This window comes from Sanguibacter suaedae, assembly GCF_016342785.1.
Taxonomy (GTDB): Bacteria; Actinomycetota; Actinomycetes; order Actinomycetales; family Cellulomonadaceae; genus Sanguibacter; species Sanguibacter suaedae.
On record NZ_JAEINH010000003.1, the window covers coordinates 182,242 to 198,859 of the forward strand.

Annotated in this window: 10 protein-coding genes; 4 read left to right on the forward strand and 6 right to left on the reverse strand. The window is 72.6% G+C overall.

Annotated elements, in window-relative coordinates; genetic code table 11:
* Positions 1 to 16 precede the first annotated feature (16 nt).
* The 5 genes from leuA to JAV76_RS04950 form a co-directional block, all read right to left on the reverse strand.
* Complete coding sequence (gene leuA, locus JAV76_RS04930; protein ID WP_198732914.1) at positions 17 to 1,768, reverse strand: 2-isopropylmalate synthase; 1,752 nt, start codon at positions 1,766 to 1,768, stop codon at positions 17 to 19.
* 301 nt (positions 1,769 to 2,069) lie between these two features.
* A complete protein-coding gene (locus JAV76_RS04935; RefSeq protein ID WP_198732915.1) occupies positions 2,070 to 3,848 on the reverse strand; it encodes a variant leucine-rich repeat-containing protein in 1,779 nt (592 codons plus the stop codon).
* A gap of 185 nt (positions 3,849 to 4,033) precedes the next feature.
* Positions 4,034 to 5,965 (reverse strand): proline-rich domain-containing protein, encoded by a 1,932-nt coding sequence (locus JAV76_RS04940; protein ID WP_198732916.1) that lies wholly within the window; start codon positions 5,963 to 5,965, stop codon positions 4,034 to 4,036.
* Positions 5,966 to 6,113: 148 nt separating this feature from the next.
* Positions 6,114 to 6,398 (reverse strand): WXG100 family type VII secretion target, encoded by a 285-nt coding sequence (locus JAV76_RS04945; protein ID WP_198732917.1) that lies wholly within the window; start codon positions 6,396 to 6,398, stop codon positions 6,114 to 6,116.
* 34 nt (positions 6,399 to 6,432) lie between these two features.
* Positions 6,433 to 6,744 (reverse strand): WXG100 family type VII secretion target, encoded by a 312-nt coding sequence (locus tag JAV76_RS04950; protein ID WP_198732918.1) that lies wholly within the window; start codon positions 6,742 to 6,744, stop codon positions 6,433 to 6,435.
* Positions 6,745 to 7,028: 284 nt separating this feature from the next.
* Between JAV76_RS04950 and eccD the strand changes: the two genes are divergently transcribed.
* Genes eccD through JAV76_RS04965 form a run of 3 tightly spaced genes read left to right on the forward strand, consistent with a single transcriptional unit; the run spans position 7,029 to position 11,025 of the window.
* Positions 7,029 to 8,384: a type VII secretion integral membrane protein EccD gene (gene eccD, locus JAV76_RS04955; protein ID WP_198732919.1), complete on the forward strand. Its 1,356-nt coding sequence runs from the start codon at positions 7,029 to 7,031 to the stop codon at positions 8,382 to 8,384.
* Positions 8,385 to 8,392: 8 nt separating this feature from the next.
* Positions 8,393 to 9,754 carry a type VII secretion protein EccB gene (eccB, locus tag JAV76_RS04960; protein ID WP_198732920.1) on the forward strand — a complete coding sequence of 454 codons (1,362 nt, stop codon included), beginning with the start codon at positions 8,393 to 8,395 and terminating at the stop codon, positions 9,752 to 9,754.
* On the forward strand, positions 9,751 to 11,025 hold the full coding sequence (locus JAV76_RS04965; RefSeq protein ID WP_198732921.1) for a S8 family serine peptidase: 1,275 nt from the start codon (positions 9,751 to 9,753) through the stop codon (positions 11,023 to 11,025). Before eccB ends, JAV76_RS04965 begins: the two co-directional genes overlap by 4 nt.
* Before the next feature lie 51 nt (positions 11,026 to 11,076).
* Here JAV76_RS04965 and eccCa read toward each other — a convergent pair whose 3' ends face one another.
* Positions 11,077 to 15,045 (reverse strand): type VII secretion protein EccCa, encoded by a 3,969-nt coding sequence (eccCa, locus tag JAV76_RS04970; protein WP_198732922.1) that lies wholly within the window; start codon positions 15,043 to 15,045, stop codon positions 11,077 to 11,079.
* A 155-nt stretch (positions 15,046 to 15,200) separates the two neighbouring features.
* On the opposite strand from eccCa, the gene JAV76_RS04975 reads away from it, so the two are divergent.
* On the forward strand, positions 15,201 to 16,604 hold the full coding sequence (locus JAV76_RS04975) for a hypothetical protein (RefSeq protein ID WP_198732923.1): 1,404 nt from the start codon (positions 15,201 to 15,203) through the stop codon (positions 16,602 to 16,604).
* The last annotated feature ends 14 nt before the right edge of the window (positions 16,605 to 16,618 follow it).

A 16,618-nucleotide genomic window follows, 5' to 3' on the forward strand; every position in this document is an offset into this window, starting at 1 on the left:
GACGGTACGGACCACGTCAGGCGGTGAGGCGGCCCTCACGGTTGACCGCGGAGATGATCGCCTTGAGGGACGCCGTCGTGATGGACGGGTCGATGCCGACCCCCCAGAGCACCTCGTCACCGACGGCGCACTCCACGTACGCGGCGGCGGTCGCGTCGCCACCCTCGGAGAGGGCGTGCTCCGCGTAGTCGAGGACGCGCACGTCGACCCCCACGCCGGCCAGCGCGTCGACGAAGGCCGCGATCGGGCCGTTGCCGGACCCCTCGAGCGTCACCGGTGCACCGTCGTCGACGAGGTCGACGGACAGCGTGTCGGGCCCGTCCTGGGAGCTCGACGCGCGGGTGCCGTGCAGCGCGAACCGGCCCCAGGGCTCGAGGCGCCCGTCGGAGGCAGCCGGGAGGTACTCGTCGGCGAAGATCTGCCAGATGTCCTCACCGGTGACCTCGCGCCCGTCGGCGTCGGTGACACCCTGGACCACCCGGGAGAACTCGATCTGCAGGCGTCGCGGCAGGTCCAGGTGACGCTCTGTCTTGAGCAGGTAGGAGATCCCGCCCTTCCCGGACTGGGAGTTCACGCGGATGACGGCCTCGTAGCTGCGGCCCACGTCCTTGGGGTCGATGGGCAGGTACGGCACGCCCCACACGAGGTCGTCGACGGTGCAGCCTGCCGCCTCGGCGCGTGCGTGCATCGCGTCGAGGCCCTTCTTGATGGCGTCCTGGTGGGACCCGGAGAACGCCGTGAAGACGAGGTCACCGGCGTACGGGTGCCGCTCGTGGACGGCCAGCTGGTTGCAGTGCTCAACGGTCCGTCGGACGTGGTCGATGTCCGAGAAGTCGACCTGGGGGTCGATGCCCTGGCTGAAGAGGTTCATGCCGAGAGTGACGAGGTCGACGTTGCCCGTGCGCTCGCCGTTCCCGAAGAGGCAGCCCTCGATGCGGTCGGCGCCCGCCTGGTAGCCGAGCTCGGCGGCTGCCACCGCGGTCCCGCGGTCGTTGTGCGGGTGGAGCGACAGGATGACGTTCTCGCGGTGCGCGAGGTTGCGGCTCATCCACTCGATCGAGTCCGCGTAGACGTTCGGCGTGGCCATCTCGACGGTGGCGGGCAGGTTGATGATGACCTTACGGTCGGGGGTGGGCTCGAAGACCTCGATGACCTCGTTGCAGATGCGCGCCGCGAACTCGAGCTCGGTGCCGGTGTACGACTCGGGCGAGTACTCGTAGTACACGGTGGTCTCGGGGATCGTCTCCTCGAACTTGCGGCACAGCTTGGCGCCCTCGAGGGCGATGTCGACGATCCCGTCCTCGTCGGTGCGGAACACGACCTCGCGCTGCAGCACGGACGTGGAGTTGTACAGGTGGACGATCGCCTGCTTGGCGCCACGGATGGACTCGTAGGTCCGTGCGATGAGGTGCTCCCGGGCCTGGGTGAGCACCTGGATGACGACGTCGTCGGGGATTCTGCCCTCCTCGACGAGCATCCGGACGAAGTCGAAGTCGGTCTGGGAGGCCGAGGGGAACCCGACCTCGATCTCCTTGTAGCCCATCGCCACGAGCAGCTCGAACATGCGGAGCTTGCGCTCCGCGTTCATCGGCTCGATCAGAGCCTGGTTCCCGTCGCGGAGGTCGACCGCGCACCAGCGGGGCGCGGTGGTGATGACGCGGTCCGGCCAGGTGCGGTCCGGCAGGTCCACCCGGATCTGATCCCCGTAGGGCTGGTACTTGCCGACCGGCATCGCGGAGGGCTTCTGGGCTGCGTTCCGTGCGTTCATGAGGGTCCCCGTGCTTCTTCGTTCAGTGGCGGTTGTGGTCGACCGGCACACCAACCACCGCGGCGAGGGACCGGCCTACGAGGCCTCGCCGCGGCACAGAAGGAGGAGTCGGACCTGCTCGACGTCTGGCACCCGACCACTGTACCCCTGGGTTCTCGCGAGCGACCCGGGTGCCCGCGTGTCGGCGCCCTTTGGTCGGTCCGACCCGCGGGGCCGCGAACTCCCGGGGATGCACGAAGGTCCGCCCCCGACCCTCGGACGGGTCAGCAGGACGGACCTTCGTGCATCCACCTCCGACGGACTACATGTAGTCGGCGAGGATCCCGAGGTTGTCCATCCACCACTGCTCGTCGAGGAGCTTGCCCTCCTCGTACAGCCGCAGCACGTTCGCACCGAGGAGCCCGGTGGAGTCCCCCGCCGTGCCGACGCCGCTGATGTACCAGGCACCGTCCTCCTCGACGGCGATGAGCGCGAGGTCACCCACCCCGAGCTCCTCCAGGGCAGGGATCTCGTCGATGCAGCCTTCGACGACCTCACCGTCCATGTCGCCGGAGAAGCACTCGGAGCTCAGCTCGACGCGTCCGGACACACCCTCGATGTCGCCCTCGAGGACCATGGAGTCGAGGGTCAGCCAGGCGATCCCGTCCTCCTCGGAGCGGACGGAGAAGCTCGCCGACAGGTCGAGGTCCTCCATGGCCGCCTGCATCTCGGCCATGTCCGCAGACTCGAGGGCCGGGTTGCTGTACAGAGTGACGAGGCGTCGGTCCGCCAGTGGGAACGCCTTGATGTACTCGTCGATCTCCCCGGTCTGGAGGTAGTCCTTCATCCCGAGGACGAACCCCTCGGCAGCGGCCTCGGGCGAGTCGAACGCGCCCGCGAGGTCGTCGGACGGCATCGTCCCGCGCTCACCGCCCTCGGCGACGAGCGCGTACTCCATCAGCGTGGCGTAGGGGCTGACGTACCAGTCGCCGTCCTCCTCGACAGCCATGAGGAACGGGAGGATCGGGTCGTCCGACGGCGCGTCGATCCCGTAGTCGTCGAGGTCGAGGGCGCTCGAGAGGTCGGCGGGCTCGAGGACCAGGTCGTCGGCCGTGACCGTCACGGGGAACGTCTCCTCGACGCCGGCGAGCATCTCCTCACGGATCTCGGCCTCGGACGGCACGGGCGTCCCGGCAAGATCGAAGAGCTCCCAGAGAGGGCTCTCCTCGGCCTTGGCGAGGGACTCGACGGTGGCGTCGGCGAGCAGGTCCGCGTCGGCGTCGATCTCGAGCGAGCCGTCGACGACCGAGACCTTGGCCAGCCCGTCCTCGATCTCCTCCACCTCGAGCTCGAGGCCGGTGAGCTCGAGCTCGAAGGCGTCGAGGTACGACTCGAAGGTCTCCTTGCCCTCGACGTCGACACCCTGGTCGGCCATGTGGCGCGCGAAGAGGTCGAAGCCCGTCTGCATCTGGCCGATCTCGCTCGGGGACGTCACCCCGTAGACCGCGACGAGGTCCTTCTCCGCCACACCCTCGACGAGCTGCGTCACGGCCGCCTCGGGGCTCTCCGCCCCGCCGGTCTTGGAGAACCAGAGGGCGTTCGCCGCGAACGCCCCGCCTCCGACGAGCACGACGCCCGCAGCCCCCAGCCCGATCCACAGCTTCTTCCGGGACCGCTTCTCCTGAGGCGCCCATGACGGGACAGCGCCCGAGTGGCCCTGCGTGCCGTAGGCGGGCTGCTGCGAGCCGTAGGGGGTCTGGGACCCGTAGGCCGGCTGCGCACCGTAGCCCGAGGTGGGCGGAGTCGTGCCGTACCCGGCGCCCACGGCGCCGTACCCCTGGGCTCCCGCTGCGGGGTCCCCCTGGGTCGGTGCGGCAGGCATCGATCCGTGGGGTGGTCCGGCCTGCCCTCGCGCCGCGAGCGCGCGGCCGACCTCGGCGTCACCGAACGACCCCAACCACTGCAGCAGCTCCGGGTACGCGGCCGGGTTGGACGCCACCGCGGCGCGCAGGTCGGGGCGGTGGGTCGCGATGTCGGCGAGCTGCGGGGGCGGCGTCGATGGGTCGGCGGCCTGGGCAGCCGTGTACTCGTTCGGGTTCATGTCCTACCTCGTCGATGGGTTGTCTCCGCAGAGACTACGTCCAGTGGTCATCGGCTCCCATGGGGACATCTCTCCAGGTCTGCGCGGGGTGAATCTCGACACGTCCGAGGTGTCGGCGAGTCTCGCGGAGACGCACGAGGGCCCCGGTGCACGGGTGTGCACCGGGGCCCTCCGGGTCGAGCGGGTCAGCCCTTGCGCTTACGCAGGGCCGCGTCGACGTCGGGGTCGCCGAGCTGGGCGAGCCAGTCCACGAGAGCCGGGTACGTCGTCGGGTTCCCGGCGACCTGCGCCCGGAGCTCCGGCGCGTGCTGGACGATGTCCGCCAGCACGGCGGGCGGCGTCGCGGGGTCGGCGGCCTGGGCCGCGGTGTACCCGTGCGACGGAGCGCCGTCGGTGGTCGGCGCAGCGGGAGCCTGCGGTGCAGGAGCGCTGGGCGGGGGTGCCTGCTGGGTCTGCCACGCACCCGTCGTCGGGGCCTGCTGCTGGTAGGGCTGCTGAGGTGCTTGCTGGTAGCCGGGCGCCTGCGCCTGAGGTGCGGTCCACTGGTACGCGGAATCGTTCACCGTGCGCGGTGCGGGGCGGTTCGCTGCGAAGTACTCACGGACGGCCTTGGGCCCGGTGAGTGCGATCGCGATCATCGCGGGCAGACCGAACGCCAGGAGCAGGTGCCCTACCGTCACGAACTTCATGTCTCTGTACTGCTCGGTAGGCGCGACGATGAGGATGACGAGCCCCAGGACGAAGGTGCCCCCGGCGACCGCGAGGGCGGGGATCCGCCCACCGGCCGTGTTCTTCGTGAGCTCCATCCGTGCGTAGACGGCACCGGCCGCGATGATCAGCCCGAGGATGATCGTCGTGACGATCGCGCCGGTCGGCTTGTCGCCGCCGTAGAGCCCGTTCTCCTCGAGGAACATCCACAGGACTGCGCCCACGACTGCGGAACCGGCGACGACCAGGAGGTACTCGAGGGCGTGGATCGCAGTCCCGAACCAGATCTGCTCCCGCGGCTCTCGGGACAGCGCCCGGACCGTCGCAGGAGCAGCCGCGGCAGCCGCGGCAGCCGGCACGAAGATCGCACCGAGACCCGTCATGAGCGACAACGGATAGACGAAGGCCCCGGCGACCTGGTGCATCGACTGGACCTTGACGAGGGACGCGTCGTCGCCAGCGCCGAACACGAACGCGCACACGAGGACGGTCCCGAGCCCGATGAGGGTCAGCCGCCACGACGACGACCGCTGGACGACGGTGCCGAAGATCGCCCAGAGGCTGAATGCGACGGTGAGGAGCCACGCGACGATCGGGCCGACGACGTAGAGGAAGCCGATGTCGGCGTAGTCACCGGCATCGATGAGGAACAGGACGAGGGAGACGACGGAGGTGAGCGCGATGAACGCCCCGATCCCGGCCGTGATCCGCCACCACAGGACGCTCACCGCTCGATCCTGGTCCTCGGGTCCCATCTCGCACTGACGTGGCTGCGCCGCGAGCACCGCGCCCGCGAGGCCGAGGGCGAACGTCGTCCCGACGCCCTGCACGTCGTCGTTCGTCAGGGCGTCGAGCACCACGTACACGAGGAGCACGACCACGTAGGGGGCGTTGGCGAGGAGACGCACGAGGCGCGTCGTGTGCACCGTCCAGCTCGGTGGGAACACGTTCGCCCGGGCGAGGTACGGGAGCGCCAGTGAGACGATGGACACGACCGCCGCGAGGATCACCACGTAGTGGAAGCGGTCGCTCACCCCCTCGTAGCCGGTGCCGATCGTGACCGGCAGCGCCAACGACACGAGGAGCAGGAGGGCAGCGACCCCGTCCCGGACGAAGTCCGCCGCAGGAATCCCGGCGAACGGGTTGGGGCGGGGCGCGGCAGGCTGCTGCGCCCCGGGCTGACCAGGCGCGGCGTACTGTCCGGGCTGGGGCGCGTACCCCCCGGGGGCGCCGTAGTGACCCTGCTGCGGTGAGTGCTGCCCGGGCTGCGGTGCGTACTGACCCGGCTGGGGCGCCTGCGCCGCCGGCCCACCGTGGGCAGGCGGGTAGGAGGCGGGCTGCGCCCCCGAGGTCGGCGCGCCGTGGGGCGGGTACCCGCCCTCGTGCGGCGCCTGGCCTTCGTTGCTCATCGTGTTCCCTTCGTCCGTGGTCGTCCGTGCTCTCGTCCGCGCCGTCCCCTGCCGCGCTCGTGCACCGTGACGGCCCCAACCTACCGAAAGTCGCACCGGGACGGCGGCGCGCGGAGACCGCGGACCGCGCTCGGCACGACCGAGGCTGCTACCAGCGCTGCGCGTTCGACCGCTCTGCCGACTGGTAGTCCTCGTTGCTCGACCTAACGGCACGCCCGACGTCCTCGAGCAGAGCCTTCATGTCGGTGATTGCTGTCGTCCACTGCGTCTTCGCCGTGGTGTACGCCGACGACGCCTCACCGTCCCAGTTCGCCCGCAGCGGCTGGAGAGCCGAGTCCATGTCGTCGAGGATGCGCTGAAGCGTGCCGGCGCTTCCCTGGATGTCCGCCGCAGCGTTGCTGAGGGCACCGAAGTTGACCTTGAGATCGCTCATGTTGGTGTGTCCTTCCTGATCCGTGGAGAGGTGTTCAGCCGAGGCGGGATGCGAGGTTGCGCATGGCGACGGACTGCGAGTCGTCGGTGCTGTCGTACGTCGTCGACGACGACTCGAGGTTGCGCTCGAAGTCGTCCAGCGCAGAGACCATCTTCCTGGCGTCCTCGCGCCAACGGGTCATGAGCTGCTGGAACGCCACTGCGCCCTGCCCCGACCACGCCTGTCCGATGACGGACAGCTTTCCCTCGAGCGCACCCAGCTCCTTCTCCAGGTCCCCCCGGGACCGGACGACGGCCTGCGCACCCTGCTTCAGCGCGCCTTCGACTGCGGTGACTTCACCTGCCACGACGAACTCCCTTCACAGGCCCCCTGGGGCCAGGTCAACACACCGGCCGGTCGGCGGGTGCCGCACCAGGACGGACCCCGGTGACTCCTCGGACAGTAGGGCGTCGAGCACGCGCAGCGCACCCCGCTGCCGTGGGTAGAGGTCCCCATGAGCGGCACGGATCGGCGCTCCTCGGGGATCCTGCACGATGGGGACCTCTCCCCCGCGTGAGCGTCGAGGGTCCACCGACGCGGGGTCACTATGCTTGGCGGGTCCCCCTCGCACGAACCCACCCGAGGACCACCATGGTCGAGGCTCCGTCCGCTCCCACCGCCCTGGGCACCCTTGTGCGGATCTCCGTCGTCGCCGGAGACCGCCGCCTCGACGTGGGGGCTCCCGGGAGCATCCCCCTCGCCGAGCTCGTCCCGGGGCTCGCCCGCAGCCTTCGCCTCCTCGACCCGTCGACCGTGTACGGCGGGTACAGGCTGCTCCGCGCCGACGGCCAGGAGCTCGACACATCGGTCTCGCTCATCGCTCAGGGCATCACCGACGGCGAGGTCCTCACGCTCGAGGCCGGCGCGACGACGACCGACCACCGCGTCTACGACGACGTCGTCGAGGCCGTCGCCGACGCGGTCGAGAGGGACTCGGCGCCCTGGACGCCCCAGGACTCCGCCAGGACGGCCGTCGGTGCGGCTGTCGCGTTCCTCCTCTCGGGCGCGGTGCTGATCCTCGGGTCCTCGGACGGTTCGTCACTGCCACCTGTCGTCGCTCTCGTCGCCGGGGCGCTCGTCGTCGCCGCAGCCGCGGTCGTCGGCCGCCGCGAGCAGTACCTCCTCGGCGCCCAGGCGCTCGTCCTGTGCGCCGCCGCGTTCTGGGCCGTGGGCGGTCTCCTCCTCCCCACGCCCGGGCCGGCGGGCATCTGGGGCTGGCCCGCTGCAGCAGCAGGAGCCGGAGCGCTCGCGGCCGGTCTCGTCGCCGCCGGGGTGCTCCCCGCGCGGAGGGAGGTGGCGGTCGTCCCGGTCACGGCCGGCGCGGTGCTCGGTCTCGCCGGCGTCGTCGTCGCCACCGGGGACGCGCCCGCCGGGCACGTGCTCGCACTGACGGTCGCGCTGGCCGTGACAGCGAGCAACGGCATCCCGTGGCTCGCCCTGGCCTCCACACCGGTCCGCGTCGTCTCGCCGCAGTCCGACGCCGAGATCGGCGAGACGCCACCGCCCGTCTCCGCGGAGTCGGTCCAGCGCGCCTACGACCGCGGCCGTAGGGTCCAGCTCGCCCTCCGGTCGGCGGTGGGGCTCGTCACGCTGATCGTCACGCCGACGGTCGTCGGCCTCGGCGCGGTCGGGACCGTCCTCATGGTCCTGTGCTTCACGGGGATGCTCCTCAGCGTCCGGCAGACCTACTCACGCACCGACGTCGGCATCGCCATGACGACCGGCGTCGTCGGCATCACGCTGGCCACCCTCGCGGCGGCGCTCCTGCACCCGTCCTGGCACGGGACGCTGCTCGTGTCGGTGTCCGTCGTGGCGGCCGTCGTCGTCGGCGCGTGCCTCGTCGCCCCCCGACCTCGTGCCGCGTTCGGTCGTGTCGCCGACTCCGTGGAGCTCGTGAGCCTCGCCCTCCTCCTGCCGCTCGGCGTCACCGCCGCCGGCCTCCTCTAGGTGCAGCGATGGCATCGAAGAAGGAGCTCGTCGAGGCACAGTCGTTCAGTCGCCGCCGCCTCCTCACGGCGTTCGTCAGCGGGACGCCCGGCGGGCGGGAGCTCGAACCCACCAAACCCATGCGCGCGGTGGTCACCGGCGCCGGCCTCTCCGTCCTGCTCGTCCTCGGGAGCATCGGGTACGGCCTCCTCAAGCCTGGCCTCCCCGACGGCTGGGACGACTCCTCGCTCGTCGTCACCGAGGGGAGCGGGACTCGGTTCGTCGCGTTGAAGGGCACCCTGTACCCCGTCCTCAACACCACGAGCGCCCGGCTCCTCGTCCCCGCAGACGCCTTCCAGGTCGTCCAGGTGTCCGCGGACAAGATCTCCGAGGTGCCCAGGGGCCGACAGGTGGGCATCCCCGGGGCACCCGACGAGCTCCCCTCCCCGGCGAACCTCGTCGGGGAGGGATGGGTGACGTGCGCCGGCGACGGCGGCGGAACCAGGACGACCATCGGGCCCACCGCCTCCGGCGCATCGGCGTCCTCGGCGCACGCGGTCGTCACCGTCGACGACGCCGTCTACGTCGTGGCCGGGCGCACCCGTCACCTCGTCCCCGACGACCGCACGGCGGTCCTGCGCGCCCTGGCCCTCGAGACCGTTCCCGCACGCCCCGTCACCGGGCTCTGGCTCAACACCGTCCCGCCCGGCGACCCGCTCGTCCCGCTCGCCGTGGCCGGCGCGGGTGCGCCTGCGGGTCTCCCGTCGGTGCCCGACGCCGTGGTCGGCTCCGTCCTCGAGGTCACCGGGACCGGCGACGCCCCGCGGCGGTACGTCGTGACCCTCGAGGGTCGCCTCGCGCCCCTGACCGAGGTCGCCTACCAGCTGTACCAGCTGGGCAGCGGAGCCACCCTGGGACCACCGCTCACCGTCACGGCCGCCGACATTCGAGACCTGGAGACCGACAGCACGGCCCTCGCCCCCACGTCGTGGCCCACGGCCCTCGCTCCGTCCCTCGGCACGGACGCACCGCTGTGCCTGGTTCTCGACGCGGCCGACGGCGCCGCACAGCCCACCGCTCACCTCGCCTCCGCCCCGGACGACCTCGCCCCGACGACCGACCGTCCCGAGGTCGTGGTCGCCGCAGGGCGGGGCGCCCTGGTGCGTGCGACCGGCGACAGCGTGCCCGATCGCGGCCCCGTCCAGCTCGTCGACCAGACAGGGACCGTCTTCGCGGTCCCGGACGCCTCCGACGAGGTCCTCGCGCAGCTCGGGTTCACCGCCGCGGACGTCACCCCGGTCCCGCAGTCGTGGCTCGCGCTCCTGCCCTCGGGTCCCGAGCTCACGACCGAGGCCGCCAGCGCGAGCACCCAGACCGTCGAGCAGCCGTGAACCGCGCCCGGACGCTCGCCGTCGTCGTCCCTCTGGCCGCAGCGCTCCCCCTCGGCCACGGCGCACCGCCCCACCCGACCCCACCCCGCCTCGTCGCTCACTCGGTCGCGACGCTCCCGCTGCCCGTCGCGCAGTGCACGCCCGACGTCCCCGCGTACACGACCGACGTCCCCGTCGCCCTCGAGGTCCTCAACGCCGAGCTCGCCTGGCGGACCGCAACGGGTGCCGGTGTGACGGTCGCCGTCGTGGACTCAGGTGTCGCGGCCGGCAACGCGCACCTCAAGGACGCCGTCACGGGCGGCATCTCCTTCGTGGACCTCCCCGGCGTCGACCCCTCCGCGCTGACCGACGTCGCCGCGCACGGCACCGCGGTCGCGGGGCAGATCGCGGCGCGCCCGGTGGACGGCTCCGGGGTGGTGGGACTCGCCCCCGACAGCACGATCCTCCCCGTCCGCGTCTACGTCTCCACCGACGAGCAGGTCGTGGACGCCGGCAACGGTCCCCGCGACGACCGCATCGCCGCCGGGATCCGCGCCGCGGCCGACGCCGGTGCGCAGGTCGTCAACGTCTCCATGAGCACCACCGTCGACGACCCTGGGCTCCGGGAGGCCGTCGCGAGCGCGACGAGCCGGGGGACGCTGGTCGTCGCGAGCGCCGGCAACCGGAACACGACCCAGGACACCGACGACTCCCCACGGTATCCGGCCGCATACCCGGAGGTGCTGTCCGTGACGTCCGTGGACGCCGACGGCCTGCCCACGGCGGACGCCATCCACGGGCAGCACGTGGACATCGCGGCGCCCGGGACGGACGTCCTGACCACCTTCCTCGCCGCGGGCGACTGTGTCATGGCGTCGGGAGTGCCGTCGACCAGCTATGCGACGGCGTACGTGAGCGCCGCAGCGGCCCTCGTCGCCCAGGCCCACCCCGACGAGAGCCCTGCGCAGTGGGAGCACCGGCTCCTCGCGACCGCCGGGCGCAGCACGCTCGACGCGCGGGACGACCTCGTCGGGTGGGGTGTCGTGCGGCCGACCGAGGCGCTCGCGTTCGTCGACGACGGGACCGCGCCGGGTCCTGTGAGCCCCGTGCACGGGCAGGATCCACGTCCCGCGCCCAGCGCGTCCCCGTTGGACCTCACCCAGGTGGAGGACCCGCTGGACGCCACCCGTCGCACCGCCCTGTGGTGGGCGCTCGGCGGCGCCGGTGTCACCGTCGCCGCGCTCCTGGTGGGTCGGCTCGCGCGCAGGCCGCACAGCACCACCCGACGCTGAGCGCACCGGCTCGCGACGCACCGACCGGGGAGCATCCCCGTCGGTGCGCGCTCAGTGCACGGGCCGGGTGGAGCCGAGCTGGACGACCTCGCGGCCGCGCTCCCTCGTGATGAGCTGGGCGCGCCCGGGGACCGACGGCACGGGACGTGCCGACCCGACGAGCGGTCCTTCCTCCGGGCTCCCGGAGAGCAGCAGGCCTGGGGCCGCGGTGTCGCGAAGGGCCTGGAGGAGCGGTTCGTAGAGTGCCCGGGCTGCACCGCCCGAGCGGCGCGCCACGACGAGGTGCAGGCCGACGTCGCTCGCCTGGGCGACGAGGGTCGCGAGGGGCGCCATCGGGTTGCCCATCGACGTCGCCACGAGGTCGTAGTCGTCGACGAGGACGAAGACCTCTGCGCCCGTCCACCACGAGCGGGCCCTGAGCTGTTCGGCGGTGACGTCGGGCCCCGGGAGCCGCCCACGCAGGTAGGTGGCGAGGTCGGCGAGCTGCTCCGTCGCCGACTCGTGGGTCGTCAGGTACCCGGCGAGGTACTCCTCGGGAACCTCCCCCAGAAGGGAGCGCCGGTAGTCGACCGCGAAGATCTGCGCCTCGCGCGGACCGTACTGCCGCATCACCTCACGGGCGTACCCTCGAAGGAGCCCGGACTTCCCGGACCCGCCGTCGCCGAACGCGTAGAGGTGCGGCTCGGTCGTCGGGTCGAGGCCGACCGGGGCGAGGTCCGCCTCGTCGATCCCCAGCCAGATGCAGCGGCCCCGGTCCGGGGCCTGCGCCCGTACGGCGTCGAGCGGGACGTCGTCCGGGAGGAGCCGGAGCTTCGGTCCTGCGGGTCCCGTCCAGGCCGTGTTGACGGTCTGCACCAGGTGCTCGACGCCCGCCCCGAGCGTCGTGGCGTCCGGGTCCGTGTCGATGCGTGGCAGCGCAGTGAGGACGTGGTGCTTGGTCGTGGCGAGACCACGACCCGGGCGGTCCTTGGGGACGTTGACCGCGACCCTCCGGTCGACGTCGGAATCCATGGGATCCCCGAGGCGGAGCTCCACCTTGGACCCGAAGACGTCCTTGACCTGGCTGCGGAAGTCCATCCACCGGGTCGCCGTGGCCAGGAGGTGCAGCCCGAAGGTCAGCCCACGGCCCGCGAGCGCCTGGATCTGGGCCTCGAGCTCGTCGAACTCCGCTCGGATGGTGCTCCACCCGTCGATCACGAGGAACACGTCGCCGTACCCGTCGTCGGCGCGCCCCTCGCGGCGTCGCTGACGGTACGTCTCGATGGAGTCGATGCCGTGCGTGCGGAAGTACGTCTCACGCCGGTCGACGATGCCACGCAGCTCGGCGACGACGCGGCGCACGACGTCGGGCTCGGCGCGGCTGGCGACCCCGGCGACGTGGGCGAGTCCCGCGAGAGGGCTGAAGGTCCCTCCCCCGAAGTCGAGGACGTAGAACTGGACCTCCAGGGGTGTCCGGGTCAGCGCGAGGGCCGTCACGACGGACCTGGCGACGGTGCTCTTGCCCGTCCGTGGTCCTCCGACGACGGCCATGTGGCCGGCGGCTCCGCCGAGCGCGACGACGAGGTCCTCGCGGCGCTGCTCGAGCGGGCGGTCCACGATGCCGAGGGGCACGACGAGGTCCCCGGCGTCGCGCCAGCGCCTGGAGACGAGCCCGAGGGTGGGGTCGACGGCGAGGTCGGGCATGAGCTCGTCGAACGTCTGAGGGACGACGAGGGGCGGGAGCCACACCTGGTGGGCGGCGGGGCCGCGTCCGGCCATCGCGCGGACGGCGATGTCGAAGGTGGCGCGTTCCTCGGCGGCCTCCACCGCGGTGGGGATGGCCTCGGCCTCGACGGAGCGTCGGGCGACGGGTGCGGCGGTGAAGGGTTCGAGCCCGACGCCGCCGGTGCGCTCGGGAGAGCGCCTCGAGCCCGAGCGTGCCTTGGGCGGGCCGGACACGTACGACGCCCGGAACTGGATCATGGTCGTCGTGTCCGGCTTGAGGTACCCGATGCCGGGGACGGGTGGCAGCGTGTAGGCGTCGGGCACGCCGAGCACGGTCCGGGACTCCGCGGCGGAGAAGGTCCGCAAACCGATGCGGTAGGACAGGTGCGACTCGAGGCCGCGCAGGCGCCCTTCCTCGAGACGTTGGGACGACAGGAGCAGGTGCATCTGCAGGGAACGGCCCAGCCTGCCGATGGCGACGAAGAGGTCGACGAAGTCGGGGCGCGCGGCGAGCAGCTCGGAGAACTCGTCGGCGACGATGAGGAGCGCCGGCAGCGGCGCGAGGTCGCTCCTGCCCGATCTGCGGGCCTTCTCGTAGTCGGTGACGTTGGCGAAGTTGCCGGCTGCTCGCAGGAGCTCCTGGCGTCGGGTCATCTCCCCCTGGAGGGCGTCCTGCATGCGGTCGACGAGGGTGAGCTCCTCCCCCAGGTTGGTGATGATCGCGGAGACGTGCGGCATGTCGGCCATGCCGGCGAACGTGGCACCGCCCTTGAAGTCGACGAGGACGAAGTTGAGGTCCTCGGGCGAGTGGGTGAGCGCCAGGGCGAGGACGAGGGTGCGGAGCACCTCGGACTTGCCGGACCCGGTCGCGCCGATGACGAGCCCGTGCGGCCCCATGCCCTGCTGCGCGGACTCCTTGATGTCGAGGGCGATGGGCTGACCCTGGTCGGTGAGGCCGATGGGCACCCTGAAGCGGTCCCGCTGGGGCCGCGGTCGCCACGTGACGTCGAGGTCGAGGTCACGGACGTCACCGATGCCGAGGAGGTCGACGAGCTCGGCGGACACGGCGGCCGTCTCCGTGGGGGTCTCGCCCGACCCGACGACCAGCGGCGTGAGCCGACGGGCGAGCGCCTCGGCGTCGGGGACCGACGCCCGGTCAGCCGTCCCGGTGACGGGCTCCTCCCGCAGACTGACGACCTGCAGCGCACCGGGGGTGTTCGGTGCGGCCCCCGTGGGGGCCGAGACCGCCAGGCGCAACCGGGACGGGTCGGCGAGCTCGTCCCAGTGCTCCGGCAGCTCGAGCACCGTCACCCCGAGGACGCCGTCGGGCGTCACGACGGTGCTGCCCGGGTCGATGCGCCCGCCGTCGACGACGAGGAGGACGTGCGGGCCGTCGGCGCGTCCGCCGGGCGTGAAACGGGGCCGGTCGCCGAGACCGGCGGGGAGCATGTCCTCGAGGGCGTCGAGGGACGCGGCGATCATGCGCGCAGGCCCGACGCCGTCCTTCTGCCGGGTGCTGTGGGTGTGCGGCAGCCACTTGGCCCACTCCCACGCAGGGAGGGTCCGCTCGGACGCGACGACCGCCACCTGGATGTGCTCGGGCGAGTGGAACGTCGCGAGCTGGGCGACGACGGAGCGGGCCAGGGCCCGCGCCTGGTCCTCGGGCCCGGTGACCTCGATGCGGGCGTACCCGGCGACGTCGACGTCGACGGGGATGTCGGGCTGCTGCTCGTGCGTCACGAGGAAACGGTGCGCGGCGGACGCCGCGACGGGGTCGAGCCGGGCGAGGGGCGGGAGCTCGGGCGGCTCGAGCGTGAGGGCGAGCGGCTGCGTCGCGAGACCCACCCTCGCCCTGAGGAAGTCGGGTTGTCCGGGGGTCCGCTCCCAGACGCGCTGCCCCTCCTCCGCGACGGCGGCGAGCGCCCGGGGGTCCGGGTTCGTCCACAGGGCGTGCCTGCGCTGCTGGCCGGCGGCCTGGCGGACGGTCCGGCGCAGGTCGGCCAGGTACGCGAGGTACTCGCGTCGGCTCCCGAGGACCGCCGCCTGGTGCTGGGACCGCTGGCGCCACCCGTTGACGAGCACGAACCCGAGCGAGGCGACGAGGAACATCCCCCCGGCGATCATCCCGCGCGGTCCGGGGCTCGCCATGGCGACGAAGACGATGGACCCGACGCTCCCCAGCATCGGGACGAACGACGCCACGAGGCCGCTCACGCCGTCGGAGGGGACGAGCTCCGGCGGTGCCTGCAGCACGACGCGCCCGGAGGGGAGCGTGGGGGCGGGCAGGCGCGACTCGCGGTACAGGGGGGTGGTCATCGCGCCCTCTCCAAGCTCGTGGCGACCGGCGTCGCCGGAGGAGAGGCACGGCCGGGCGCGGGTCAGGCACACCATAATATGGTCCCGGCACGGTACGGTGACAGCCGCACCGGACCGGCAGCGGGCAGCGGCCCACAGGGACAGCGGAGGTCGTGGTGACGGATACGCTCGCGACGTCGAGGCGTGTCGTCCTGCAGTTCTCCTCCCACCACGTGGACGTCCTCGTACCGGACGCCGCCCGGGTGTCCGACGCCCTGCGGTCCGTCGGCGTGGACCCCTCCGACCCCGACGTCCTCGTCGTGGCCTCGGACGGTGCACCGATCGACACCGCGAGTCTCGCCGGCGACGTGCTGGGCGACGGGTCCGTCGTCCATGTCACGAGGGTGGGCACCCCGTCGGACGGACGTCGGCCCCCGGAGGGGTGGGCCGAGCCGGACCGACCGTCACCTCGTCCCCAGGCGCTCGCGCTCGTCCTCGCCGCGACGTGCGCCGTCCTCGTCCTGTGCGCTGCGGTCCTCCCTGCCGGGGGCGAGTGGCCGGCGCCCGCCCTCGCCGGGCTCGCAGCCGCAGAGAGGGGGATCCTCTCCGCGGCCCTCGTCCTCGCGTCCGTCGGGCTGGCCCTGCGCCCCGTCGAGACCTCGCGTGGCCGGTACGGCCTCTCCGTCCTCGCCTCGGCCCTGCTCGCCTGCGCCGGTGCCGCCTGCGCGGTGGACGTCGCTCTCCCCCGGAGCCATCATCTCGCTCTCGTCGCGGGTCTCCTCGGCGCAGGTGCGGTGAGCTCGACGGCGACCGTCGCGGCGCGGCTCGCCCGCCGGGAGTCCCAGCAGACGGCCACCGTCGTCGCCGTCGCGTCCACCGTGTCCGGGGCTGTGGGTCTCCTCACGCTCTTCGCCGGTCTGCCTCTGTGGACCGTCGCCGCGCTCCTCCTCGGGGTCGTGCCCGCCCTCCACCGGACGCTGCCGGGCCTCGCCCTGCGGGTCCCGGAGGAGCTCCTCGTCGATGCCGCCCACGTGGCCCGCACAGCCCTCTCCGTCCGTGGCCCACTGCCCCGTCCTTCGCCCCCGCTGCGCCCGCGGACGGTCTCCGTGGCGGTCAGGCGCGGTGAACGGCTCGTCTCGGCCGGCACCCTGGTGCTCTCCGCCGTGTCGGCACTCGGCGCGCCCGTGGTCCTCGTGCACGCCGGCCCCGGGCACCTCGAGCGGACCGCCGGAACCGTCCTCGTCGTGCTCGTGACGGTCTCGCTGCTCGCCGTGCCCCGCATCGCCCGTCCCGGGGTCCCCAGGACGGCCCCGCGGGTCGCGGCGGCCGTCCTGGCCATGGCGCTCGCGGTGCGCTCGGCATTCATCTCCCCGGAGCACGCGCTCGTGGCTGCCGCAGTCCTCGTGGCCCTCGGCCTGACGGTGGCGATCGCGGCCGTCCTCGTCGACCGCGGACGCCGCTCCGTCGGGCTCTCGCGCGCGGCCGACGCGTTCGAGGCGCTCGCGGTCGCGCTCGCCCTGCCTGCGGCGCTCGTCGCGGTCGGCACCGTCGAGCAGGTGCGGAGCGCGTTCTCCGGATGACCACGACCACACGC

Bases quoted from the DNA above. Each gene is read 5' to 3' on its own strand.
- eccCa (WP_198732922.1), bottom strand. From the start codon at position 15,045: ATGACCACCCCCCTGTACCGCGAGTCGCGCCTGCCCGCCCCCACGCTC.
- JAV76_RS04940 (WP_198732916.1), bottom strand. From the start codon at position 5,965: ATGAGCAACGAAGGCCAGGCGCCGCACGAGGGCGGGTACCCGCCCCAC.
- eccD (WP_198732919.1), top strand. From the start codon at position 7,029: ATGGTCGAGGCTCCGTCCGCTCCCACCGCCCTGGGCACCCTTGTGCGG.
- eccB (WP_198732920.1), top strand. From the start codon at position 8,393: ATGGCATCGAAGAAGGAGCTCGTCGAGGCACAGTCGTTCAGTCGCCGC.
- JAV76_RS04945 (WP_198732917.1), bottom strand. From the start codon at position 6,398: ATGAGCGATCTCAAGGTCAACTTCGGTGCCCTCAGCAACGCTGCGGCG.
- JAV76_RS04935 (WP_198732915.1), bottom strand. From the start codon at position 3,848: ATGAACCCGAACGAGTACACGGCTGCCCAGGCCGCCGACCCATCGACG.
- leuA (WP_198732914.1), bottom strand. From the start codon at position 1,768: ATGAACGCACGGAACGCAGCCCAGAAGCCCTCCGCGATGCCGGTCGGC.